We start from the raw sequence: 24900 nt of genomic DNA on the forward strand, positions 1-24900 counted from the left end.
AATACGGGCTTGATTTTTATGATTCATAAAAGAACTATTTATAGATATCACACGTAACATATTTGGAGATTTGCGATGCAGCAGTTAGCCAGTTACTTATCCGGCGCCTGGCAGACCGGCCGGGGCCGCGCCCGTACTATCCATCACGCCATTACCGGCGCGGCGCTTTGGGAGGTGACCAGTGAAGGACTGGATATGGCGCAGGCGCGCCGCTTCGCGATTGAACGCGGTGGCAAAGCCCTGCAGGCGATGACCTTTATTGAACGTAGCGCGATGCTGAAAGCAGTGGCGAAACACCTGCTGGAGCAGAAAGCCGAGTTCTACGCTATCTCGGCGCAAACCGGCGCCACCCGCGCCTACAGTTGGGTGGATATTGAAGGCGGTATCGGTACTTTGTTCACGTATGCCGGGCTGGGTAGTCGCGAACTGCCGGACGATATCCTGTGGCCGGAGGACGAACTCATTCCGCTCTCCAAACAGGGCGGTTTTGCCGCACGTCACGTGCTGACCTCGAAGTCGGGCGTCGCCGTACATATCAACGCCTTCAACTTCCCGTGCTGGGGAATGCTGGAAAAACTGGCGCCCACATGGCTTGCCGGTATGCCGGCTATCATTAAACCGGCAACCGCTACCGCCCAGCTCACCCAGGCGATGGTAAAAGCGATTGTCGACAGCGGCCTGGTGCCGGAAGGCGCCATCAGCCTGATTTGCGGCGGCGCGGGCGATCTTCTCGACCATCTCGATAGCCAGGACGTGGTGACCTTTACCGGCTCTGCCGCCACCGGCCAGCAGCTACGGTCGCACCCTAACCTGGTGGCCAAATCCATTCCCTTTACCATGGAAGCAGATTCGCTCAACTGCTGCGTATTAGGCGAAGATGTCGCCCCGGAGCAACCGGAATTCGCGCTGTTTATTCGGGAAGTGGTCCGCGAGATGACGGCGAAAGCCGGGCAAAAATGTACCGCTATCCGCAGAATCATTGTGCCACTGGCGCAGATTAATGCGGTTAGCGATGCACTGATCTCCCGCCTGCATAAAGTAACCGTCGGTGACCCTGCGCAGGAGGGCGTTAAAATGGGGGCCCTGGTTAATAGCGAACAGCGTCAGGATGTGCAGGATAAGGTGAATAAACTGATTGCCGCCGGCTGCGAAGCCCTGCTTGGCGGACAGGCCGATCTTAATGCTGACGGCGCATTCTTCCCGCCGACCCTGTTGTACTGCTCACAGCCGGATGAAACGCCGGCAGTCCACGCCATTGAAGCTTTTGGCCCGGTGGCGACGCTGATGCCATATCGTGACCGCCAGCATGCGCTGACTCTGGCGCGCGCCGGCGGCGGCAGTCTGGCCGGGACGTTGGTCACCGCCAGCGGCGAGCTGGCGCGCGAGTTTATCCTTGGCGCCGCGCGCGCGCATGGTCGTATTCAGATCCTTAACGAGGCGTCCTCGGCAGAGTCGACCGGCCACGGCTCGCCGCTGCCGCAGCTGGTACACGGCGGCCCCGGCCGCGCTGGCGGCGGAGAAGAGCTTGGCGGGCTGCGCTCGGTGAAACACTATATGCAGCGTACCGCGGTCCAGGGCAGCCCAACGATGCTGGCGACCATCGGCCAGCAGTGGGTGCGTGGCGCGCAGGTTAGCGAAGACCGCATTCACCCGTTCCGTAAATACTTCGAAGAGATCCAGCCTGGCGATAGCTTATTAACCCCGCGCAGAACCCTGACCGAAGCGGATATCGTTAACTTCGCCTGCCTGAGCGGCGACCATTTCTATGCGCATATGGACAAAATCGCCGCCGCCGAGTCGATTTTCGGCGAGCGGGTGGTTCACGGCTATTTCCTGATCTCCGCAGCGGCCGGGCTGTTCGTCGATGCCGGGGTCGGGCCGGTTATCGCTAACTACGGCATGGAAAACCTGCGCTTTATTGAACCCGTCAAACCGGGAGACACCATTCAGGTTCGCCTGACCTGTAAGCGGAAAACCGTTAAGCGTCAGCGCAGCGCCGATGAGAAAGCCACCGGCGTGGTGGAATGGGCGGTGGAGATTTTCAACCAGCACCAGCAGGCGGTGGCGCTGTATTCCATTCTGACCCTGGTGGCGCGCCAGCAGGGAGATTTCCCGGCGTAATCTGCAAAAAAATCGCCCGGCGGCGCTGCGCTTGCGCGGGCCTACAGACAGTCAGACCCGGTTGGGTAGGCCGGGTAAGGCGTCAGCCGCCACCCGGCAAAAAAATCGGCGCACGTTCTCAATGCCTCTGCGGAGGCATTTTTTACGTCCGTCTGGCAAAACTGACAAACAAGCTGGCAAAAGCAAACAAACGTTCCTGAGCAGCAGACTGCTAGGGTAAGCGTAACAAAGCCGACATTCGCAGCGGCAATAACAACACAACAATAAGATGAGGTCACAATGGCAAACGGCTTAATGTTTTCCCCTCGTAAAACCGCGCTGGCGCTGGCTGTCGCGGTGATTTGCGCCTGGCAATCACCGGTCTTCGCTCACGGTAGCGAAGCCCACATGGTGCCGCTGGATAAAACGCTGCAGGAATTCGGCGCCGATGTGCAGTGGGATGACTACGCGCAAATGTTTACCCTGATAAAAGACGGCGCTTACGTCAAAGTCAAGCCCGGCGCCAAAACGGCGATCGTCAACGGCAAATCCCTTGATCTACCGGTGCCGGTGGTAATGAAGGAAGGTAAAGCCTGGGTCTCCGATACCTTTATCAACGATGTGTTCCAGTCCGGTCTCGATCAGACCTTCCAGGTGGAAAAGCGCCCTCACCCGCTAAACTCGCTCTCGGCGGCGGAAATCGGTGAAGCGGTGACCATTGTTAAAGCTGCGCCGGAGTTCCAGCCGAATACCCGCTTTACGGAGATTTCCTTACACGAGCCGGACAAGGCGGCGGTATGGGCCTTTGCCCTGCAGGGAACGCCCGTTGATGCCCCGCGCACCGCCGATGTGGTGATGCTCGATGGCAAACACGTGATTGAAGCCGTCGTCGATCTGCAAAACAAAAAAATCCTCTCCTGGACGCCAGTTAAAGGCGCCCACGGGATGGTGCTGCTCGATGATTTTGTCAGCGTGCAGAACATTATCAATGCCAGCAGCGAATTCGCTGAGGTGCTGAAAAAGCACGGTATCACCGATCCTGGCAAAGTGGTCACCACCCCGCTCACCGTTGGCTACTTTGATGGCAAAGATGGCCTGCAGCAGGATGCGCGTCTGCTGAAGGTCGTCAGTTATCTGGATACCGGCGACGGCAACTACTGGGCGCACCCGATTGAAAACCTGGTGGCGGTGGTCGACCTTGAAGCGAAGAAAATTATCAAAATTGAAGAAGGCCCGGTGATCCCGGTGCCAATGGAACCGCGCCCTTATGATGGCCGAGACCGCAACGCCCCGGCGGTGAAACCGCTGGATATTACCGAACCGGAAGGCAAAAACTATACGATTACCGGCGATACCATCCACTGGCGGAACTGGGATTTCCATCTGCGCCTTAACTCGCGCGTCGGGCCCATTCTCTCGACGGTGACTTACAACGATAACGGCACAAAACGCCAGGTGATGTATGAAGGTTCCCTCGGCGGGATGATCGTGCCCTACGGCGACCCGGACGTCGGCTGGTATTTCAAAGCCTACCTCGACTCCGGCGATTACGGCATGGGCACCCTGACCTCGCCGATTGTCCGCGGCAAAGATGCGCCATCGAATGCGGTACTGCTGGATGAAACCATCGCCGATTACACCGGCAAACCGACCACGATTCCAGGCGCGGTCGCCCTATTCGAACGCTATGCCGGGCCGGAATATAAGCATCTGGAAATGGGCAAACCTAACGTCAGTACCGAGCGCCGGGAGCTGGTGGTGCGCTGGATCAGTACCGTCGGGAACTATGATTATATCTTTGACTGGGTGTTCCACGACAACGGCACCATCGGCATCGACGCCGGCGCCACCGGGATTGAAGCGGTAAAAGGCGTGCTGGCGAAGACCATGCATGACCCCAGCGCCAAAGAGGATACCCGCTACGGGACGCTGATCGACCATAATATTGTCGGCACCACCCACCAGCATATTTATAATTTCCGCCTCGACCTCGACGTGGACGGCGAAAACAACACCCTGGTGGCGATGGACCCGGAAGTGAAGCCCAACACCGCCGGCGGCCCGCGCACCAGTACCATGCAGGTGAATCAGTACACCATTGACAGCGAGCAGAAAGCGGCGCAGAAATTCGACCCGGGCACCATTCGCCTGCTGAGCAACACCAGCAAAGAGAACCGCATGGGTAACCCGGTCTCTTATCAGATTATCCCTTATGCCGGCGGCACGCACCCGGCGGCGACCGGCGCGAAGTTCGCCCCGGACGAGTGGATCTATCATCGTCTGAGCTTTATGGATAAACAGCTATGGGTGACGCGCTACCACCCGACAGAGCGTTATCCGGAGGGGAAATACCCGAACCGCTCCGCCCAGGATACTGGCTTAGGCCAGTACGCGAAGGATGATGAGTCGCTGACCAACCACGACGACGTCGTGTGGATCACCACCGGCACCACCCACGTGGCGCGCGCCGAAGAGTGGCCAATCATGCCGACCGAGTGGGCGCACGCCCTGCTCAAGCCGTGGAACTTCTTTGACGAAACCCCAACGCTTGGCGAGAAGAAAAAGTAATCTTAACCCGCGGTGAAATCGAGCAGGATTTTACCGCCTCTGCCCGGCTGGCCGGCGGCGGCAATCGCCTCCCGCCAGTCGTTCAACGCGATTCGCCGGGCCGGCGGCTGCGTGGTCGTCGGCAGGCGCTGCCAGATTTCGTCGAACGCCGCCCGCCACGCCGCCACGCTGAGTGTCGGCAGCGCCTCCCGCAGATGAAACTTGCGCACCGTCGCGCTACCGCGCGTCTGGGTCAGCGGCTGCCCGGATAACAGCCCATAGGAGATCAGGATCGACGATGCGGGCAGCACCGACAGCAGCGTATTCGCCAGTTCGCCGCCCACCGCGTCAAACACCAGATCGCTGTGCTGGCTGACCTTCTCCATCAGCGCCCGGTCGGTATCGAGGATCGGATAGATCCCGGCCTGTTCCAGGCGCGCCCGGTGCTGCGGCGAGCGAATAATCCCGCTCACCGAGCGGGCGCCCATCGCCAGCGCCCACTGTCCCAGCAGACTGGCGCAGGAGGACGATGCCGCGGTCAGCACAAGGTGTTTTCCGGCAACCGGCCAGCGCTTGAGCATCAGCATAGCCGTCAGCGGATTGATATACCCGCGGGCGGCCAGCAGATCGTCAACCGCTGGCGGCACCGGCACCAGCCAGGTCTCATCCAGATCGATAAACCGCTGCCAGGTGCCGCCTCCGCGCAGAGGCAGTACCCGCTGTCCCGCGGACAGCCGGCTGCCGTATGGCGCGGCGACCACCTCGCCAAGGCCTTCATAGCCGGCGACGGCCGGCAGTCGGGTGCGGTGGCGATAGGCGCCGGTCACGGGGATCAAATCCGAGGGATTCACCGGGGCATAGCGCATCCTGACCCGCACCCGTCCGCCCGCCAGCGGCGCCAGCGGCAGGCGTTTCAGGGTCAGCACGGCGGCCGGCGGCCCGTAGCGATCATAAACAATGGCGTCGTTGAACATCGACAGGCTCCAGACAGCGAAAGGCGGGATCATAGCAGATCCCGCCGCCAGTGGCTCACGCCCGCGGCCAAACCTGGGGGAACAGCGGGGAATCCAGCGGGTCGCCGTCCCGCAGGGTCAGCTCGGGGAACGGTGGCGATGTCACGCCACCGCGATCGGCAAACGCGGCGTCATCCCCCACCCAGCGGGCGGAGAAGACCCGTCGCGCCCGCGCGCCGGGGTTGCCGCGGGCGCCATGGACGGTGCGGAAATGGAAGGCCACCGCATCCCCCGGCTCCAGCGCCCAGCTGACGATATCGTATTCGTCCTCATGGGCGTCGATATCCGGCAGCGCGCTGAACCGGGTGTGCTCGTAAAGCTTAGTGCCATTGAAACGGGTAGGACTGAACTCCTCCTCCCAGCGATGCGACCCGCGAATGCAGCGCAGCGAAGTGGCCTCCGCCACCGGGTCCAGCGGGATCCAGAAGCTGACGTTCTGCCTGCCGGAGACGCAATAGTAAGGCTGGTCATGATGCCAGGGAGTCACCGTGCTGCCTCCGGCCGGTTTGACCAGCGTATGTTCATGGAAAAATTTCGCCGTCTGCGACTGCATCAGCGCCGCCGCGATCTCGGCGGCCGCTGACTGAAAGACAAACTCGCTAAACGCCGGGATCCGCGACCAGTTGCAGTAGTCCTGAAAAAAAGGCGGCGAACCATCTTTGGGGATCACCGTGCGCGCATGACCATACTCGCTGGGGCTGGCCATCAGCGCCGTGACCCCCTCGGCGAGGCGATCGACCCAGGGGGTAAAGACGCCTTTTAATAACACCGCGCCATCCGCCTGCCAGCGGTCGATGGTCGCTTGATCGATGTGGGGAGAGTGTTGATTGTGCATCGCTTGGGTTCCTGTGTTGAGGGATCAGGTGAGCGGTTCCGCCGGTTCGGCACGCATCCACGCGCAAAGCTGTCTCAGCATCCTCATACAGCGCTCGGTCTGCGCGATGCTGATGTACTCATCGGCCTTATGGCCCTGGGCCATGCTGCCCGGTCCGCAGACCAGGGTCGCGACGCCCATCTCATCGAACAGCCCCCCTTCGGTGCCGAACGCCACGGTGGAGAAGCGATCGCTGCCGCACCACTGTGACAGCCAGCGGGCGAAGTCGGACAGCGGATCGCTGAGCAGCGGCGGATAGTGGCTTAACAGCTGGAACTGGATGTCGCTCCCGCTGCCGACCCGGCGCATCTCAGGCAGCAGCTGGCGACGGGCGTAGGCCGCCAGCGCCTCGGTGACCGCTTCGGGACGCATCCCCGGCAGGTAGCGGATCTCAAAATCAAAGCGGCAGGACTGCGGAACAATGTTCAGCGCCGCCCCACCCTGAATGGTGCCCACCTGCAGCGTGCTGAAGGGCGGCGAAAAGCGGCTGTCCTGCTGCCGGGCCAGACGCGCGCCCAGCCGATCCAGATGGTTGATCAGCCTCGCCGCGTAGCGGATAGCGTTCACCCCCTGCGGGGCATAGGCCGAATGGCAGGCCTGCCCCTCGATGCAGCAGCGCATGGCCAGTTTGCCTTTATGTCCGAACACCGGCTGCATCTCCGTCGGCTCGCCGATGAGGCACAGCGCCGGTTTCTCCGGTGAGGCCTGCAGAAAATCCACCAGGCTGCGCACGCCGAGACAGCCGACCTCTTCGTCATAAGAGAAGGCCAGATGCAGTGGCATGCGCAGCGGCGCCGCCAGAAAGTCATCCACTGCCGCCAGCACGCAGGCGAGAAACCCCTTCATATCAGCGCTGCCGCGGCCATAGTAGCGGCCATCGCGCTCGGTCAGGCTGAACGGCGGCACGCTCCAGGCCTGGCCGTCCACCGGGACCACGTCGGTGTGGCCCGAGAGCATTACCCCACCGCCACCGGACGGCCCCAGCCGGGCGTAGAGATTGGCCTTGCCGCCCGACGGGTCATAAAAACGACGCGACGCCACGCCGCGGTCAGCGAGAAAATCGGCGATCCAGTCGATCATCGCCAGGTTCGAATGGCGGCTGGTGGTATCAAAGGCCAGCAGCGCGGCGAGGATGTTATTCATCGCCGGGGACGCCATAGGCGGGCGCCTCGCGCGGGTCGAGCGCCCGGGTAATATAGGCGTCCATTTGCGGCTCCCAGGCCAGCCACAGTTGCTCAAGGGCCGCCAGCGGATCCGTCTCCGCCCAGTCAATGCGCAGATCGACCACCGGCCACGGGTAATCGTCCACCACCTTCACCGCCGCCGAGTGGACCGGGCCGGCCTCGCCCCCGGCGGCAATCCCTGCGCGCAGCCCGGCCAGCAGCCGGCTGGCCAGTTCACCGGTGGCCGCCTCGAAGGCGGCCACCATCGCGGCGATCACCTCGTGACTGGCCAGCATGTTGCCCGCCGCCACGCAGTTATCTCCCGCAAGGGTGCCACCGATCCCGAGAGTATGTTCCCCGCTGAACGCCGCCACTTCACCGTTGGCGTCAATCGCCGCGACCTGGCGATATTCGCGGAAGCGGTCCTCCGCCAGAGCCTGCTTCAGGGCCTGCCCAACGCTGGCCCCCGCCTCGAGCGCGCTGAGGATCTGCGGCCCCAGCGACGGTAACGTGATGTTCTGACTGGCGACCGCGCCAACGCCAGGCAATAGCCACGGACAGCGCGATCCCACGGCCATGCTTGACGAACTAATGGCAATGCCCAGCTGACCTGATTCCGGGCAGCGGGCGCTAATAGAGAGAGTCATTCCGCCGCCTCCCCCTGCCAGTCGTCAGGGATCACCGCCGTGACGTCAATCTCCATCAGCCACTGCGGCTGCGCGAGGGCCGACACCACCACCCCGGTGGAGATGGGAAAGACGCCTTTCAACCATTTGCCCACCTCCTGATAGACCGGCTCGCGATAGCGGGGATCGATCAGATAAGTGGTGGTCTTGACGATATGCGAGAGGTCGCTGCCGGCCTCTTTCAGCAACTGCGCGACATTCTTCATCGCCTGCTCCGCCTGCGCCCGCGGGTCGCCAAGGCCAATCAGATTGCCGGCGAAATCGGTGCCAACCTGGCCGCGAACGTAGACGGTATTGCCGGCCCGCACCGCCTGGCACAGATCGTTGTTCAGCGCCTGGTTCGGGTAGGTCTCTTTGGTGTTAAACATGCGAATACGGGTATGAGTTGGCATCAAAGCACTCCTTACGGACAACGGTTAACAGGACGGCTGGTAACGCTGGTACTGGCGCTGAATGGCGATCTGGTCGGCAATATATTTGGCATCGTGCCAGACGCCCCAGATAAAGGTGGACCCGCGCCGCGAGAGCCAAGGCAGGCCGAGGAAATAGACGCCCGGCTCCGTCGATACGCCGCGGTGATGCTGTGGCCGCTGTGCGTCATCGAAGGCGTTGACCTTCAGCCAGCGATAGTCGGTGGTGTAGCCCGTCGCCCAGATGATGGTGCCGATCCCGGCCTCCGCCAGATTGAGACTGAGCAGCGGGTCGGTAACGCAGGCCGGATCGGGCAGAAATTCGCGGGCGGAGGGCTCTTCGGGCAGGTCCATACCGTTGCGGGCCACCCACGCGTCCGCGGCGTCGAGCAGCGCAAGGTAGGAGGCATCGCCGCGGCGGATATTCTCCGCCAGGTCGTGGTGAAACAGTGCTTTGTCACCGTCAAAGCCACGGGTCTGCCCCACTAACGTGACCCCCTGATGCGCCAGCTGGCGAAAATCGACGGTATGGCCGCCGCGCGCGCCGCTCACCGCGATAGTGACATGCTCTTTACCCGGCGCATTGGCCGCGGCATCCCACATTCCCAGCACCCCGAGCCACCAGCAAAAATCGCGCTGACGATAGCGACGCGGCGGGCGGTCGTGCGCTCCCACCGACAGCCACACCGCGCGTCCGGCTCGCTGTAGCTCATCGGCAATCTGCACGCCGGAGGAACCTGCGCCAATCACCAGCACACCGCCCTCCGGTAGCTGCTGCGGGTTAAAATAGTGCGCGGAGTGGAGCTGGTGAATAGCCGGACTCTGCGGGGCGATGGCCGGGATCGCTGGCCGCTGAAACGGCCCGGTGGCCGCCACGATGCGCTGCGCTTCAATCACCCCCTGCGAGGTGTCGACACGAAAGCCCGGCCGTCCGACGAGGCGTTCGGCGCTGAAGACCTCCACCCCGGTACGGATCGGCGCATTGAAGCTGCGGGCATAGGCGGCAAAATAGTCTGCCACCTGCTCTTTGCCGACAAAGCTGTCTGCCGGGCAGTCCGGGAACACCATGCCCGGGAACCGATCGTGCCAGGCCGGACCGTTGGCGACCAGCGAATCCCAGCGTCCGCTGCGCCAGGCCTGGGCAATACCCTGCTTTTCCAGCACCAGGTGGGGGATATCCAGCCGGGTCAGATGCTCGCTCATGGCGACGCCCGCCTGCCCCGCGCCCACCACCAGGGTATCGATCTCGGTAATCTGTTCAGTCATTTCGCTATCCTTCAAGCACAGTTGCCGACGACGTCGCCGGAATTGACGGCTTTCAGGTTATTTAACTGTGACGAATTGGTAAAATATTATAAAACGATCGACTGAATAGAAATTTACGAGGCTGAGTGACGACAAAAAATAATGCCTGCCGGATCGACAGGCATTATTTCAGGCGTGAGTTGGGGTTAATTCAATACTGCGACAATAATCCATAAACAGTTGCGTCGGCCGCGTGGGTTCATTATTTGCGAGATGCGCCATAATTAAGGTCGAGGCGGGCATCTCATCGGCAATATCCCGCTGCACCACCCTTTCGCCATCATAGGTCATATCGCAGCAGGGCCGGGTGACCAGCACCGAAAAACCCAGCCCCTGGCCCACCATACAGCGCACCATTTCAATGGAGGGGGAGCTGTAAGCCACTTCCGGGTGATAACCCTTTTCCTTAAAGATGGAGATAAAATAATTTTTACTCGGGACCGCATCGAGGAGGATCATCGGTTCGCGGCTCAGCTCCTGCAGCGTCACCTGCGCCTTTTGCGCCAGCGGATGCGCGGCGGGCAGCAGCGCGTAGGGTTTATGCGGGGCATTGAGCCGCTCTTTATTGATCGAATGACCAAGCTCCAGATCGTAAACCAGCGCCAGGTCGAAGCGGCCGCGGTGCAGGCCATGCATCAGCTCATGCTGTTCGCCGTCGTACAACTGCAGGGTGATGTCCGGGTAGCATTTTCTAAACCCGGCCACCAGCTTCGGCATATACAGCGGGGCCACCGATTCAAAGCAACCGATGGAGATCATGCCGGAAACCAGCTCTTTATCCGCTCGCGAATTCTGTTCGAACTCCCAGGACAGGCGCAGCAACTCTTTCGCTTTATCGTAGATCCGCCGGCCGCTGGAGGTGAGCGAAACGCCCTGCGCATGGTGGCGAATAAACAGCTGCTGGTCGAAGGTGCTCTCCAGATTCTTGATGGCAATCGAAATCGACGGCTGCGCAATGTGCAGCTGGCGGGAGGCCTCGGCGATACTCTCCGTCTCCACCACGGTGACGAAATATTTGAGCTGCTTCAGGGTAAATCGGTTCATAGCATCACCATTGATAAAATATGGTCCGGCGCACAGGCGGAATAGTTTTCCTCTACGTCGCAAGCAATCCGCGTGCCACCCGCGGAAAAGAGCGGCGCATTGCCCGCCAGGGGGCAACAATATTTTTTATCGCTCTGCGTCTGCATCGTTTATTTCCGCCGTTGCACCATCATGCATCACGCTGCACATTGGGCAGGCAGCGGTCGCCCCAGTTTCGCGCAAAATACCTTTCCCCCACAAAATAGAGTTATTGAATTACAGTCATTGTTTTTAAATTGTTTACGCAAAGTATCTTAACAATCACTTTAAATTCCATATCGTTAATATCGCTGTATAGTTTTTTTAAACTTAAAGGCCAAAAATTTACTAATTGCCTCTGAAAGCTTCCTGCCAGCATAGTGTATTCGCACGATGAATAACGGTGGCGCCCCATTACGGCACAGCCGAGCCACTTTCATTTTTGATAATTATGACGAGTGAAATAGCCCATGACGTTTAACTGGAACTACATGTTAAGCCTGCTCAGCGATGCCGATTTTTGGTGGGCCACCTGGACCGTCATTAAATTAAGTCTGCTGACCTGGGGCTGCAGTATTGTGCTCGGATTTATTCTGGCGCTGGCCAAACAGTCGCCGCGCGGCTGGTTATCCACCCCTGCCCGGCTGTATATTTGGTTATTTCGCAGTATGCCGCTGCTGGTCCTGCTGATTTTTGTCTACAACATGCCGCAGGCGCTGCCCTCCTTCGCCCCGGTGCTCAACGATCCCTTCTGGGCCGGCCTGCTGGCGATGGTTCTCAGCGAAGCGGCCTATATCGCCGAGATCCACCGCGGCGGGTTGCTCTCCATCCCTCGCGGGCAGAGCGAAGCCGCGCGGGCCCTGGGTTTACGCTACGCCGGGATCCAGTGGCGAGTGATCATCCCTCAGGCGCTGCGCGTCGCCCTGCCGGCGCTGGCCAATGAATATATCGCCATCGTGAAGCTCAGTTCGCTGGTGTCGGTGATCTCCCTGACCGAAATATTGATGGTCGGCCAGCAGCTCTACTCGCAGAACTTTCTGGTCATGGAGACCATGACGGCAGTGGCGCTGTATTACATCTTTATCGTCACGGTGTTCGATTTTCTGCTGAAACGGCTGGAGAACTACCTTGACGTGACCCAGCGCAACACCGCCCGTCCGGTGGATGCCGAGATGCAGCGGCTGGCCAGCGCCCGCCGCCCGGCGATGGCGCGCAGCGTTACCCCGAGTCATGAACCGGCGCTGCAGGCCTCTAAGCTGCATAAGGCCTACAACAACGTCGAAGTGCTGGGGGCGGTAAGCCTGCAGATCCAGCCCGGCGAGGTGGTCTCGGTCATCGGCCCGTCGGGCTCGGGGAAAACCACCCTCATTCGCCTGCTGAATGGTCTTGAGCAGATCGACAACGGTGAAATTCAGATCAACGGCCAACCCTTTATTCACCTCGACCGCCAGGGACAGCAGAAGCCGCGCTTTATGGAGAATGCCGAACATCGCCTGAACATCGGCATGGTGTTCCAGAGCTTCAACCTGTTCCCGCACCTGACGGTGTTCGGCAATCTGCTGCTGGCCCCGCGCTATCACCGCCTGGCAAGTGACGCGGAGCTGCGCCAGCACGCCTGCGAACTGCTGCACAAAGTGGGCATGCTGGAGCACGCCTGGAAGTATCCGCACCAGCTCTCCGGCGGTCAGCAGCAGCGGGTGGCGATCGCCCGCGCCCTGATGATGCGTCCGCAGATCATGCTGTTCGATGAGCCCACCTCGGCGCTGGATCCGGAAAAGGTGAATGAAGTGCTGCAGGTTATCGAATCCCTGGCCCACGAAGGCATCACCATGGTCATCGTCACCCACGAGATGAACTTCGCCTTCAAAGTATCCGACCGGATCGTGTTTATGGAGAAAGGCCGGGTGGTGTGCGATGACACGCCGCAGGCGATGCGCAGCGGGCAACACCCGCGCGTCGAGGCCTTTCTCAAAGATGTTTCTCTGGCTTAACTATCGGGACGTGAAGAGGAAAAATTATGATTGCGCAGTGGCAAATTGATCAGTTTCATCAGCAGGGTTTTCTGGTGGTCGAAGGGGTGCTTTCCGCGACGGAGATCGCCGCCCTGCAGAGCGATTTCGACGGCTGGGTGGAGGAGAGCCGCGGTCACGCGACGGTGTGGGGAGAAACCCTCGACGGGCGGCCGCGCTTCGATATCGAGCGCGACCATGCGCCTGACCATCCGTCGCTGCGCCGGGTCGCCTCCCCGACGGAGATCTCCGAGGCCTATCGCTACACCGCGCTGAATTCGCGGATGGCGACCATCGCCGCGCAGCTGATCGGCGGCAGCGGTACCCGTTTTCATCACAGCAAAATTAACTCCAAGCTGCCGCACACCGCCACCGAGGTGAAATGGCATCAGGATTTCCTCTTCACCCCGCACAGCAATGACGACATTATCACCGCCCTGCTGATGGTCAGCGAGGTGACGCCAGAGAATGGCCCGCTCAACGTGGTGCCGGGCAGCCATCAGGGGCCGCTGTGGTCCCACTGGCAGGAGGGACGCTTTACCGGCGCGGTGGATGACGACGTGGTGACCGCCCACTGCCAGCAGCCGCAGGCCTGTTTTGGCCCGGCGGGCTCCGTCTGCTTTATGCATACCCGCCTGCTGCACGCCTCCAGCCCCAACGAGACCGCCCTGCCGCGCACCCTGTTCATCAGCGTCTACGCTGCGGAGGATGCGCTACCCTACGGCGAAAACCCGCTGCCGAGCCGCCATGCCGGCCAGCTGGTCGCCGGAGAAGAGAGCGGCCTGGTGCGCAGCACCGGCAATCAGCTTCGTCTGCCGCAAAAGCCGCGCGGCGCTTCATTTTTCGTTCAGCAGGCCGGTGCCGATCGCGCCAGCATGTAATTTGCCCACCCTCCGGAGGTTTTATGACACGCTTTTTCGCACCACGCCCGCTGGCCCTGCTGCTCTGCGCAGCCGGCGCGCTGACATCTTTTAGCGCGCTGGCTTTTCAGCAAAACGGCAAAATCACCGCCGGTTCGGACATGACCTTTTTCCCCTACGAGTACATGGAGAACAATAAGCCGGCCGGGTTTGACATCGAGCTGCTCGATGGTCTGGCGAAGACTATGGGCCGTGAAGCAGTGAATATCGATACCCGTTTCCCCAACCTGATCCCCGGGCTGCAGGGCGGGCGCTTCGATATCACCAACTCGTCGATGTACATTACCGCCGAACGCCTGAAGGTGATCGATATGGTGCCGTACCTGAAAAGTGGGGAAGCGATCCTCGCCCGCAAAGGCGACAACTACCAGCCTAAGACCCCGGAAGCGTTCTGCGGCCATAAAATCGGCTCGATGGGCGCCACCTCCTGGCTGGCTCAACTGCAAAAGCTCTCCACCGACTACTGCGTGAAGAAGGGGCTGCAGCCGATTGCGCTGAGCGTTTATACCACCGACCCGCAGACCACCCAGGCGCTGCTGTCGCGCGCCGTCGATGCGCAGATCACCGACGCCGCCGTGGCGCGCGGGGTGGTGGAAAAGCTGGGTGACCGGGTGGTGATCTCCTCTGACACCCTGATCTACCCGGTGCTGAACGGCTTTGGCGTCAAAAAGGGCAACACTGAGGTGAAAACCGCCCTCGAAGAGGGGCTGAAAAAATACAGCGCGACGCCGGAATATGCCGCCCTGCTGAAGAAATATCACTTCCAGGCGCCGACGGCGGACGATCTGCAGACCCTGATGCCGAAAGCGGAGTAATGCCCATGCGCGATACCGATGAAGAGCAGATCCGCATCGACCTGGCGGCCACCTTTCGCATTATTGCCCATCTCGGCATGCATGAGGCGGTGGCCAACCATTTCAGCGCCGCGCTCTCCGCCGACGGGAAAACGTTTTTACTCAACCCGAAGTGGAAACACTTTTCGCGCATCCGCGCCAGCGATCTGCTGGTGCTGAACGCCGATGATGAAGGTTGCGCCGCGCGCCCTGACGTCGATGCCACCGCGTGGGCTATTCACGGGCAGATCCATCAGCGGCTCCCGGACGTGCGGGTGGTGCTGCATCTGCACCCGGTGTACACCACCAGCCTCGCCTGCCTGGCGACGCCGCAGATCCTGCCCATCGACCAGAACACCGCCCGCTATTTTAACCGGGTCGCCGTCGATACGCTGTACGGCGGGATGGCGGACACCGCGGCAGAAGGCGCCAGGCTGGCGGGCCTGCTGGCGGATAAACGCCGTCTGCTGATGGGGAATCACGGGGTGCTGGTGACTGCCCCGACCATCGGCGAGGCGTTCGATGATATCTGGACCCTGGAGCGCGCCTGTCAGATCCTGATCACCGCCTGGTCCACCGGCCAGCCGCTGAAGGTGCTGTCAGACGCGGTGGCGGAAAAAACCGCCCAGGACTGGGAGAAGATTGCCGATTTCTCGCGGCAGCATTTTGCCGAAATGAAGCAGTTGATGATCGACCTCGATCCCTCCCTGGTGGACTAACCCCGCCCCTGCCCGGGTCAGCCCGGGCCGTCGCTGGCCGCCGCCAGCAGCGGCACGATGATATCGCTGAGCGGTGTCGGAATGCCGTGCTGACGCCCGCGACGCTGCACCACGCCGTTACGAATATCCCACTCCAGCGGCCGGCCATTGAGGCGATCGATCAGAATAGAGGTGCTTAAGTCGGCAGGCGCCCGGTGAAAGCCGGCGATAATCTCCTGCGGCACGCTGTCGCCCAGGGCGGCCCCTTCCGCCCGCGCTACCAGCAGACATTCGTGCAGATAAGCCAGTCCGAGGGCAGTGATCTCCTCCCGGGCGAACATCCCGGCGCGGCGTCCGGTCAGCACCATCAGTCCGGCGACGGCGTTCTGCAACAGTTTGCGCCAGGCCACGGTGATAAAGTCCGCCGCCAGCTCCACCGCGCAGCGGGTCCCCGCCAGCGCCTGCTGCACTCGCTCTGCCCCCGGCAGATCCGGGAGGGTCAGTCGCGGCGTGGCGCGCAGCCAGACAGAGGCATCGGCATCGCGCTGCGCCGGAAACCAGACCACCGAGGGCAGCACCGTCGCGCCGCCGGTCAGGGGGGCAAACTGCTGGCGCTGCTCAACGCCGTTTTGCAGCACGCACACCACGGTGTCTGCGGAACACAGGGCCGTCAGCCAGGGGGCGATGGCCTCCGTCTGGGTGGTTTTCACCGCGACAAACACCAGGTCGAAGGGGGCGGCTATCGCCGTCGGGTCGGTATGCACCGGGCCGGGCACCACGATCTCGCCCTCGTCAGTGCGCAGCACCAGCGCCGAATGGGCGGTACGCCCGCAGACCATCGGCGCCCTCCCCACCTCAAACAGGGCGGCGGCGATCGTCGTGCCGATGGCGCCGGGACCAATAAGTGCAACCTTAGGAAATGCTGTCATGCCGAAGACCTCCGGGTGATTCACCGCCCTGGTTGGGCAAAGAGTGCCCTCCACAGTAGCGGGAAAGACCGGAGGTCGGCAAGCGGCGCAGCGGGAAAGGCCCTTCGCCTTTCCCGACAGAGGATTAGTAACGTACGCAGACGGATTTGGTTTCGCACCAGCCGTCGAGCCAGTCAGGGCCGAAATCGCGCCCGGTACCGGACTGCTTCATGCCGCCGAAAGGCAGGTTGGCGTCAATCAGGGTATGGCTGTTGACCCACACCGTCCCCGCCTGCAGACGGTCGGTGTAGTTCAGGGCCTGGGTCAGATCGCGGGTCCAGACGCTGGCGGTCAGACCAAAATCGCTGTCGTTGGCCAGGCGCAGCGCCTCCTCGCCGTCGGCCACCCGCACCAGGTTCACCACCGGGCCAAACACCTCCTCACGGGTGAGGCGCAGTCCGGCGTCCGGGTTAACCACCAGCGTCGGCGGAATATAGTACCCCCCCGTATCCGGTCCGGTACTGCCGCTGATAAGCTCTGCCTTCTGCTGGCGAGCCTCTTCGAGGTAGGCCGCCACCTTGTCACAGTGGGCCCGGGAGACCACCGGGTTGATCTGCGCCGTCTCCTGCATCCCCGGCCCCACCTGCAGCGATTTCACCGCCTGCTCGAAACCGCTGACCAGGGTGTCAAACAGCGGCGCTTCGATATAGATCCGCGAGCTGGCGGCACAGACCTGTCCCTGATTGAGGAAGCTACCGGTCATCAGCCCCTCAATAACCCACTGGGGATCGGCATCTTTGAGCACAATCGCCGGGTTCTTGCCGCCCAGCTCCAGCGTCACGCGGGTCAGGCGGTCGGCGGCCACGCGGGCAATCTGTTTCCCGGTCGCCGTCGAGCCGGTAAAACTGACCTTCGCCACCTGCGGATGGGCGGTCAGCGCCGCGCCGCAACCGGCGCCGCTGCCGGTGACCACGTTAAACACCCCGTCAGGAATGCCCGCCTGGGTCGCCAGCTCCGCCACCCGCAGCAGGGTCAGCGGGGTGGTTTCTGAGGGTTTGATAACGATCGAACAGCCCGCCGCCAGCGCCGGCATGGCCTTCCACATGCCGATCATCAGCGGGAAATTCCACGGGACGATGCCCGCCACCACCCCGACCGGCTCTTTTTTGGTCCACGCCTGGTAACGCGCCCCTTGCGGGAAGGGGATCGAAACGTCCAGCGTCCGGCCGCTGATCTTGGTGGACAGCCCCGCGGTGTAGCGCATCCAGTTCAGGGTGCAGCCAACCTCAAAGGCGCGGGAGATCGCAATGGATTTGCCCTGCTCGAGGGTTTCCAGTTGCGCCAGCTCTTCGCCGTGCTGCTCCACCAGATCGGCAAAACGCAACAGGATGCGTTCACGGTCGGCCGGAGTGCGCCCGGCCCAGCGGCGATCGACAAAAGCGCGCCAGGCGGACATCACCGCCCGATCGACATCCGCCGGGCTGGCGTCGGCGGTGGTGGCAATCGCCTGCCCGGTGGCCGGATCCCAGACGGTTAACCGGTTTTCGCTCTGCGCATCGCAGGGAGCGCCGTCGATATACAGGCCATGCTGACGGTCTAAGAACTGCTGGACGCTGGCAAGCAGCGCTATCTGAGAGCTGGACATACCCTTTCCTTATTCTTCGCGGATAGTGCTTTCAGTCTATGTCCGCTTGGCGGCTGGCGCTTTTTTCTCCGTGACATTCGTTTGCGCCGCTGTGACAGTCACCGCAATTCCGTCGTCTGCCCGCGCAGAAATGTGCCGCGGGTAATAGTTCTTTCATATACCCGTCATCGCACCCTTGCCTGAGGCGACATAAATGCAACAATGCAGACACATTGTTTTCACAGGGAGACGGCGAATGATCACCACGGCAGAGGGGGGGCTGGCGTACCAGCGCTGGCTGGCGACGATCAATCAGGTCTGCGGGCATTTTGCCGCCCGGCCGCTGGAGGGACGCTTCCACGGCGAAATTGACGCTCGCTATGCCGGTAGCCTTAAAGTGAGTACCGTCACCGCCGCCGGCGTCAATCTCTACCGCACCCGCGATGAGATAAAACGGGATAACGACGCCTGGTTTTATACCGTGTTTCAGCTCGCCGGCGAAGCCATCATCGAACAGGACGATCGCCAGGTAACGCTGGCGCCGGGCGATATCACGTTAATCGACGCCGCCCGCCCGTGCTCGATTGTCTGGCAGCAGACCTCGCGTCAGGCCTCGCTGCTGCTGCCGCGCCAGCGGGTGGCGCCGTCAGGCGACATCGCCACCGCCTGCCGGCTGGACAAATCCCTGCCGATGGTGCAGCTCAGCCAGCGCCTGCTGCTGGAAAGCATGGGCGGCACGGCGCTCTCTGCCAGCGAGAGCGAAGCGGCGCTGGAGGCAATAGCCTGCCTGTTGCGCCCGGTGCTGCATCAGCGCGAGCCCACGCCTTCCCGGCGGGAAAAGCAGTTTCAGAAGATTATTGCCTTAATCGATGCGTCCATTCAGTCGGAGCATTTACGCCCGGAGTGGCTGGCCAGCGAGACGGGGATGTCGGTACGCAGTCTCTACCGGCTGTTTGCCGACAAAGGGCTGGTGGTGGCGCAGTATATTAAGAACCGACGGCTGGATTTGTGCGCACGGGCGCTACAGAACGTTCATGACGACGAAAAGCTGGCGGGGATCGGCTACCGCTGGGGCTTCAGCGATCACAGCCATTTCTCCACCGCCTTTAAACAGCGCTTTGGCGTCTCGCCGGGGGAATACCGTAAGCGCTGTCGCTAATTATTTGCGCCGCCACTGGCCGTTCAGCCCCTGGACGTACTCCCCGGGCTGCGCGCGGGCCACCAGCTTCTGCCCGGCCATTTTCGCCACTTCATCCACCGGCAGATTGTTGTCATCGGCCAGCTGCTGGTAGCTTTCGCTGCGCGCGGCATTGATCTGCTTCACCAGCGCTAAGGTCTCTTTATCCTGGCGCAGCGGCGCCAGATAGCCGTTCAGCGTCTCCCCTACCCGCCCCTGCTGACGCGCTTCGCTCAGGGTCAACGCCAGCGCGGGCGCGCTGAGTAAGGTCAGCGCCAGCGCTGCGCTTAACAGTCGTTTTCTCATCGTCGCCTCAGAACAGATCGCTGCGGGATTTCAGCAGATTTTCCACATCCTTATCGACCTTGATATGGATCTCATGCTCAATTTTGACATTCATATTGATGGTGATGGGCTCTTTCGATGCCGCGATTTCGATGCGCGGCGTACAGCCGGCGAGCAGCATCGACGCCACCATGGCCAGTAACAGCTTCTTCATTTAGGTTCCTTACACGTCTTACCGTCCGTACAGCGCCGCACGGGCAGCATGGCATTCTGTTCGAGCCACGCCTGTAAATTGTCGCCAAAGCGTAAACTGCGCCACAGATCGAAAATATTCTCTTCATGAGCGTAGTTTAGCTGCACGGTACTGCTTTTCCCTTCCACCCGGCTGGTGCCGTTAATGGTAGCCTTTAGCGTCAGCACGCCCAGATTATCGAGATTAATCCGCGTCGAAGAGCGGGAGATCTTCATATAGCGCAGCCAGTTGATCGCCGCCCCGGCGGAGACGTTGTCCGCCACCAGCGCATCGGCGGTGTCTTTATCCAGTCGCAGGGTCATCGGCCCGTCATTACGCAGCCAGCCGTCGTGGATAATCCACTGGTTATTTTCCAGCCACAGCGGCAGCGCGCCGCTCACCGCCCCGGACATGGCGAACTGCTTCACTTTGACCGCGCTGGTCAGCTCGCTGCTGGAGATATGCTGCAGGCGGATCAGCGCCGGGTCGCGCTGCGGCATGCGCAGCTGCAGCAGCGTCAGCTTACCGCCTAACAGATCGACGCTGACGTCGCTGAGCTGCAGCGGATTGGCCTCACTCCACGGCCAGGTACCCTGCAGGTCCGCCGTCAGGTTGCGCGCGGTGACCTGGTTGACGATTTCGCCAATGCGCAGGGAGACCGGGCGACGGGTGCCCAGCTGCCAGTGGCCGTCGCTGAAACGGAATGGCAGTACGAAGTCGACGCCGTTAATCTGATTATCCGGCATCCAGGCGCTGCCGCCCTTCAGCACACCATGGCCGCCCGCCTCAAATCCCTGCCCGGCTGCCGCTGAAAAGGCCACCTGGGCATAGAGGCTGCCTTCCCGGAGGTTCATCTTCCAGTCCGGCGGCACCAGCGGCTGGAACACCGTCAGCGACTGTTTTGGCCACCACGCCTGGCCGCGCAGCCGTTCGCCATCCCAGCGCCCGGTCAGCCGCACCGGGCCAATAGCCTCGGCGTGCAGGGCGCCGGTGAACTGGAACCATGTCGGGTCGCGACCGTCGAGAGCAAATTTCAGCGTTGACGCCGGGAGATAGCTGCCGCCGGAGAAGGTGGTTATTGCCGCGTCCAGCGACAGCGCGCCGGTCAGCCGCGGATGTTCGGCATCGCGCAGCCAGCGGATCGGCTGCTCGAGCGTCAGACGCGGCGTACTGACCCGCATCGTGCCGTACTCGAGCTTATCGAACCCGGTGGAGAGGCTGTTCAGGGTAATAGCATTGTCGCGCCACTCCCCGCTGCCCTTCACATCCCAGCGCGCCTGCATTGGCGTAAAATGCCCCTCGCCCCAGTAGCGCCACTGCCAGCGGCCGCTGTCAGGCAGAAAATCGTTCGCCTGGCCGTCCAGGTGCAGCGTAAAGTCGCCCATCTGCTGCTCATGGGCGCGGAGGATCGCCTGCAGGCGGCCATCGACGCCCTGCTGCGTGACCTTCACTCCGGCCAGCGGCCAGCGAATTTCGTCAATATTCAGCGCATCGATCACTCGTCCGCGCGAGCGCAGCAGCGCTCCGGGATGAAACGCCAGCTGCGGGCTGACCAGCGGCCCGCTGAGCTGGGCCGGCAGCGCCGCGTAGAAGATCATCTCTCCCAGCTTGGCCTCGCCGGTGAGCCGCAGCGGCAGGTCGCTGTTATCCATGCTCAGTTTGCCCGGGCCGATATTCAGCACCGCATTACCCTTCCCGGCATGCCCCTCGGTGAGAACATTCAGGCGACCGCTGACGGTCATCTGCTCGGTCCCCTGCTGCCAGTTACCCACCGACAGCGCCACGCGGCCACTCAGCGGATACGCCTCGTAGCGGGTGCGCCAGCGTCCGTCGCTGATGGTGATCCGCTCCGGGGTGATCTCCCACGGCAGATCCAGGATTGGCTCCACCTCGCCGCGCGGCGTCACCAGCAGCTGACCGCGATTGTGCTGCCATTCGAGCTCGGCATCGATCCATTCCGCGGTCTGCGGAAATTCAAAGGTACCCTGCATCTGGCCATCGACCGGCAGACCATCCGGTACCAGCGGCAGATGGAAGGTCCCCACCAGCTTCACCGGCGGCTGATCGTCAGTCAGCCGGGCGCTGAACTGGCTAACGGTGAGGGCCTGGCCGCGCAGGCGCGCCTGCAGACTCAGTTCCTTACCGGCAAAGCCGATGTCCTGCTGAGCGGGCGTCAACGACATCACCAGCCGCCCCTGCCATTTCTCCCACGGCGACAGCCGCAGGTTGTCAATGGTTAACCAGCTATAGGGCAACATCGATTGCCATTCGGCGAGGGTGCGCGGCGACCCCGGCGCAGGATCGCTGGCCGGCAGTTTGCTCAGACAAGCGCTATTGATATCCAGCTGGTCAATATGCAGGCGCCAGCGGCTGGGGCGCGAGAGGCGGGTATCGGTCACCCGGGCGAGTTCACAGTCGCCCACCAGATAGCGCAGATCGGGGATCAACAGGGCCGACCGCGTCAGGCGCGGGCTCTCCTGCAGCGAGATACGTGTGCCCACGGGCAGCCAGATACCCGCCAGCGTCGGCACCCAGTGGGTCAGCGTCAACAGCAGCGTTAGCGGTAATAACACCAGAACTAACACCAGCGCGATGGCGGCTTTATATTTACCCTTCATGGGCAGTTAATATCCTGATTCAACATAAGTAAAAGCCGAAAGGCGCCCATTGTGACACGTTCGACCAGTGAGTGAAAGTTTGCGACCTGTTAAAGCATAGTTGCCAGTCGGTATCGCGGCGCGGCGATTGCTCGTCACTATTTAGCTTTTGTTTAAGCGCCCCCTGCCACACTCCAGTCAGATCGGAATGGCTTGCGGGAGAGACGGTGTCGTTAATTATCTCGCTCATTGAGCGCGCACAGGACCACTATCCATGGGTATTGCTGATTGTTTTTCTGCTTACCTTCACTAAATCCTGCGCGCTGGTGTCGCTGGCGATCCCGGGCACCTCCGGCCTGCTGCTGCTGGGGACTTTTGCCTCCGCCAGCCTCGGGCATTTCCTGCTAATGTGGTCCAGCGCCAGCCTTGGCGCCATCGGCGGATTCTGGCTCTCGTGGTGGCTGGGCGTTCGCTACCGTCACCGACTGGCGCATCTGCGCTGGCTGACCGCTGAGCGGCTGGCCCGCAGCCGGCTCTTTTTTCAGCGCTATGGCCTGTGGGCGGTCTTTTTCAGCCGTTTTCTCTCACCCTTGCGCGCCACCCTGCCTTTCTTCAGCGGCGCCAGCGGTCTGCCGCTATGGTCGTTCCAGCTGGCCAACGTCACCTCCGGCCTGCTATGGCCACTTCTGCTGCTCTCCCCCGGGGCTTTCAGTTTAAGTTTGTGGTGAAAAAACTTTGTCTTTCAAAGAGATTCCGCAATTCCGCGATATGCTCTAGAATTAGGATTAGCACCTCCTTACTAAACTATTTTTTAATAATTGTACGATTATTTTAAATATGCTACCGTGACGGTATAATCACTGGAGAAAAGTCTTATGAAAATCGCGGTTTATAGTACGAAGCAGTACGATAAAAAGTACCTGCAGCACGTTAATGATGCATACGGCTTTGAACTGGAATTTTTCGATTTCCTGCTGACAGCAAAGACCGCTAAAACCGCCAACGGCTGTGAAGCGGTATGCATCTTCGTCAATGACGACGGCAGCCGCCCGGTGCTGGAAGAGCTTAAGGCCCACGGGGTGAAATACATCGCCCTGCGCTGCGCCGGATTTAACAACGTCGACCTCGAGGCGGCGAAAGAGCTTGGCCTGCGCGTGGTGCGCGTGCCGGCGTACTCGCCGGAAGCGGTCGCTGAGCATGCGATCGGCATGATGATGTCGCTCAACCGCCGCATCCATCGCGCCTACCAGCGTACCCGTGATGCCAACTTCTCCCTCGAAGGCCTCACCGGTTTCACCATGTACGGTAAAACCGCCGGGGTGATCGGCACCGGGAAAATTGGCGTGGCAATGCTGCGGATCCTCAAAGGTTTCGGCATGCGCCTGCTGGCGTTTGACCCGTACCCGAGCGCCGCTGCGCTGGAGCTGGGAGTGGAATATGTTGACCTGGCCACGCTGTACAAGGAGTCGGACGTGATCTCCCTGCACTGCCCGCTGACCGACGAGAACTACCACCTGCTCAATCGTGAGGCGTTTGACCAGATGAAGGACGGGGTGATGGTGATCAACACCAGCCGCGGCGCGCTGATCGACTCCCAGGCGGCCATCGACGCCCTGAAGCACCAGAAAATTGGCGCGCTGGGGCTGGACGTTTATGAGAACGAACGCGATCTGTTCTTTGAAGACAAATCCAACGACGTTATCCAGGACGACGTCTTCCGCCGCCTCTCCGCCTGCCACAACGTGCTGTTCACCGGCCACCAGGCGTTCCTCACCGCTGAGGCGCTGATCAGCATTTCGGAGACGACCCTGGGCAACCTGCAGCAGGTCGCCAACGGCGAAACCTGCCCGAACGCCATCGTCTGATTCCTTTCCCTTTTGTGCTCCTCTCCCGGGGGGAGCACATTCAGATAATCCCCACAGATCCCCGCTGCGATACCGTTACACTGGCTTGGTTTTATTAGTCATGTGAATGTTTTGGAGTGAAAATGAACAAATTTGCGGCGCTACTGGCGGCAGGTATGCTGCTGTCCGGCTGTGTCTATAACAGTAAGGTGTCCACCGGCGCGGAGCAGCTGCAGCATCATCGCTTCGTGCTGACCAGCGTCAACGGCCAGGCGGTCAACGCCAGCGACCGGCCGCTGGAGCTGAGCTTCGGTGAGAAGATGGCGATTACGGGCAAGATGTCTGTTTCAGGCAATATGTGCAACGGCTTTAGCGGCGAAGGTAAGGTGTCGGACGGCGAGCTGAAGGTGAACTCGCTGGCGATGACCCGGATGCTGTGCAACGATGCCCAGCTCAATACCCTTGACGCGACGATCGGCAAGATGTTGCGCGAAGGCGCGCAGGTCGATCTGACGGAAAACCAGTTGACGCTGGCGACCGCCGACCAGACGCTGGTCTATAAGCTCGCCGACCTGATGCACTAGCCGACGCTGCGGTGCCGCTGACGCCGGGG

Annotated in this window: 22 protein-coding genes; 10 read left to right on the forward strand and 12 right to left on the reverse strand. The window is 61.4% G+C overall.

Features of this window, described 5'->3' with window-relative positions:
• The first annotated feature begins 75 nt into the window (after positions 1–75).
• Positions 76–2121: a phenylacetic acid degradation bifunctional protein PaaZ gene (gene paaZ, locus ACKLKD_RS04500; protein ID WP_087805484.1), complete on the forward strand. Its 2046-nt coding sequence runs from the start codon at positions 76–78 to the stop codon at positions 2119–2121.
• A gap of 279 nt (positions 2122–2400) precedes the next feature.
• Complete coding sequence (tynA, locus tag ACKLKD_RS04505; RefSeq protein WP_025713672.1) at positions 2401–4668, forward strand: primary-amine oxidase; 2268 nt, start codon at positions 2401–2403, stop codon at positions 4666–4668.
• 2 nt (positions 4669–4670) lie between these two features.
• Here the strand turns inward: tynA and ACKLKD_RS04510 are convergent, their stop codons facing one another.
• The 7 genes from ACKLKD_RS04510 to ACKLKD_RS04540 all read right to left on the reverse strand — a co-directional run bounded on the left by ACKLKD_RS04510 (position 4671) and on the right by ACKLKD_RS04540 (position 11142).
• Positions 4671–5654: a zinc-dependent alcohol dehydrogenase family protein gene (locus ACKLKD_RS04510; protein ID WP_165931802.1), complete on the reverse strand. Its 984-nt coding sequence runs from the start codon at positions 5652–5654 to the stop codon at positions 4671–4673.
• Positions 5655–5676: 22 nt separating this feature from the next.
• A complete protein-coding gene (locus ACKLKD_RS04515) occupies positions 5677–6495 on the reverse strand; it encodes a phytanoyl-CoA dioxygenase family protein (protein WP_032754209.1) in 819 nt (272 codons plus the stop codon).
• 24 nt (positions 6496–6519) lie between these two features.
• On the reverse strand, positions 6520–7692 hold the full coding sequence (gene argE, locus ACKLKD_RS04520) for an acetylornithine deacetylase (RefSeq protein WP_375547487.1): 1173 nt from the start codon (positions 7690–7692) through the stop codon (positions 6520–6522).
• Positions 7670–8344 carry a DUF1028 domain-containing protein gene (locus ACKLKD_RS04525; protein ID WP_080897156.1) on the reverse strand — a complete coding sequence of 225 codons (675 nt, stop codon included), beginning with the start codon at positions 8342–8344 and terminating at the stop codon, positions 7670–7672. Before ACKLKD_RS04525 ends, argE begins: the two co-directional genes overlap by 23 nt.
• Complete coding sequence (locus ACKLKD_RS04530; protein WP_023279978.1) at positions 8341–8775, reverse strand: RidA family protein; 435 nt, start codon at positions 8773–8775, stop codon at positions 8341–8343. Before ACKLKD_RS04530 ends, ACKLKD_RS04525 begins: the two co-directional genes overlap by 4 nt.
• Positions 8776–8799: 24 nt before the next feature.
• A complete protein-coding gene (locus ACKLKD_RS04535) occupies positions 8800–10059 on the reverse strand; it encodes a flavin-containing monooxygenase (protein WP_025713668.1) in 1260 nt (419 codons plus the stop codon).
• 168 nt (positions 10060–10227) lie between these two features.
• Complete coding sequence (locus tag ACKLKD_RS04540) at positions 10228–11142, reverse strand: LysR substrate-binding domain-containing protein (RefSeq protein WP_025713898.1); 915 nt, start codon at positions 11140–11142, stop codon at positions 10228–10230.
• A gap of 488 nt (positions 11143–11630) precedes the next feature.
• On the opposite strand from ACKLKD_RS04540, the gene ACKLKD_RS04545 reads away from it, so the two are divergent.
• From ACKLKD_RS04545 to ACKLKD_RS04560, 4 genes are read left to right on the forward strand one after another with little or no spacing between them, the layout of a single operon-like run.
• Entirely contained in the window at positions 11631–13151 is a 1521-nt protein-coding gene (locus ACKLKD_RS04545; RefSeq protein ID WP_023279975.1) for an amino acid ABC transporter permease/ATP-binding protein, read from the forward strand.
• Between the two features lie 26 nt (positions 13152–13177).
• Positions 13178–14050 (forward strand): phytanoyl-CoA dioxygenase family protein, encoded by an 873-nt coding sequence (locus tag ACKLKD_RS04550; protein ID WP_023279974.1) that lies wholly within the window; start codon positions 13178–13180, stop codon positions 14048–14050.
• 23 nt (positions 14051–14073) lie between these two features.
• Positions 14074–14904 (forward strand): ABC transporter substrate-binding protein, encoded by an 831-nt coding sequence (locus tag ACKLKD_RS04555; protein WP_023279973.1) that lies wholly within the window; start codon positions 14074–14076, stop codon positions 14902–14904.
• A gap of 5 nt (positions 14905–14909) precedes the next feature.
• The gene (locus ACKLKD_RS04560; RefSeq protein ID WP_025713901.1) at positions 14910–15641 is read left to right on the forward strand and encodes a class II aldolase and adducin N-terminal domain-containing protein; all 732 of its coding nucleotides are present in this window, start codon (positions 14910–14912) and stop codon (positions 15639–15641) included.
• Between the two features lie 17 nt (positions 15642–15658).
• On the opposite strand, the gene ACKLKD_RS04565 is transcribed toward ACKLKD_RS04560, so the two are convergent.
• Both ACKLKD_RS04565 and ACKLKD_RS04570 read right to left on the reverse strand, forming a co-directional pair.
• On the reverse strand, positions 15659–16549 hold the full coding sequence (locus ACKLKD_RS04565; RefSeq protein WP_025713902.1) for an oxidoreductase: 891 nt from the start codon (positions 16547–16549) through the stop codon (positions 15659–15661).
• 124 nt (positions 16550–16673) lie between these two features.
• Complete coding sequence (locus ACKLKD_RS04570; RefSeq protein ID WP_087805488.1) at positions 16674–18173, reverse strand: aldehyde dehydrogenase family protein; 1500 nt, start codon at positions 18171–18173, stop codon at positions 16674–16676.
• Positions 18174–18408: 235 nt separating this feature from the next.
• Between ACKLKD_RS04570 and feaR the strand changes: the two genes are divergently transcribed.
• A complete protein-coding gene (gene feaR, locus ACKLKD_RS04575; protein ID WP_080897159.1) occupies positions 18409–19311 on the forward strand; it encodes a transcriptional regulator FeaR in 903 nt (300 codons plus the stop codon).
• Here feaR and ACKLKD_RS04580 read toward each other — a convergent pair whose 3' ends face one another.
• The 3 genes from ACKLKD_RS04580 to ACKLKD_RS04590 are packed head-to-tail and all read right to left on the reverse strand — an operon-like array spanning position 19312 to position 22464.
• On the reverse strand, positions 19312–19635 hold the full coding sequence (locus ACKLKD_RS04580; protein WP_012541948.1) for a YdbL family protein: 324 nt from the start codon (positions 19633–19635) through the stop codon (positions 19312–19314).
• A 7-nt stretch (positions 19636–19642) separates the two neighbouring features.
• On the reverse strand, positions 19643–19828 hold the full coding sequence (locus tag ACKLKD_RS04585) for a YnbE family lipoprotein (protein ID WP_004140145.1): 186 nt from the start codon (positions 19826–19828) through the stop codon (positions 19643–19645).
• A complete protein-coding gene (locus tag ACKLKD_RS04590; RefSeq protein ID WP_087805490.1) occupies positions 19825–22464 on the reverse strand; it encodes a YdbH family protein in 2640 nt (879 codons plus the stop codon). The genes ACKLKD_RS04585 and ACKLKD_RS04590 overlap by 4 nt, the downstream gene beginning before the upstream one ends.
• A gap of 206 nt (positions 22465–22670) precedes the next feature.
• On the opposite strand from ACKLKD_RS04590, the gene ACKLKD_RS04595 reads away from it, so the two are divergent.
• The 3 genes from ACKLKD_RS04595 (at position 22671) to hslJ (ending at position 24871) form a co-directional block, all read left to right on the forward strand.
• Complete coding sequence (locus ACKLKD_RS04595) at positions 22671–23171, forward strand: DedA family protein (protein ID WP_025713906.1); 501 nt, start codon at positions 22671–22673, stop codon at positions 23169–23171.
• A 147-nt stretch (positions 23172–23318) separates the two neighbouring features.
• Entirely contained in the window at positions 23319–24308 is a 990-nt protein-coding gene (locus ACKLKD_RS04600; protein WP_002902515.1) for a 2-hydroxyacid dehydrogenase, read from the forward strand.
• A 122-nt stretch (positions 24309–24430) separates the two neighbouring features.
• Positions 24431–24871: a heat shock protein HslJ gene (gene hslJ / locus ACKLKD_RS04605; protein WP_042929713.1), complete on the forward strand. Its 441-nt coding sequence runs from the start codon at positions 24431–24433 to the stop codon at positions 24869–24871.
• Positions 24872–24900 lie beyond the last annotated feature (29 nt).

It is taken from the genome of Klebsiella sp. 10982, from assembly GCF_048589245.1.
Classification (GTDB): domain Bacteria; phylum Pseudomonadota; class Gammaproteobacteria; order Enterobacterales; family Enterobacteriaceae; genus Klebsiella; species Klebsiella quasivariicola.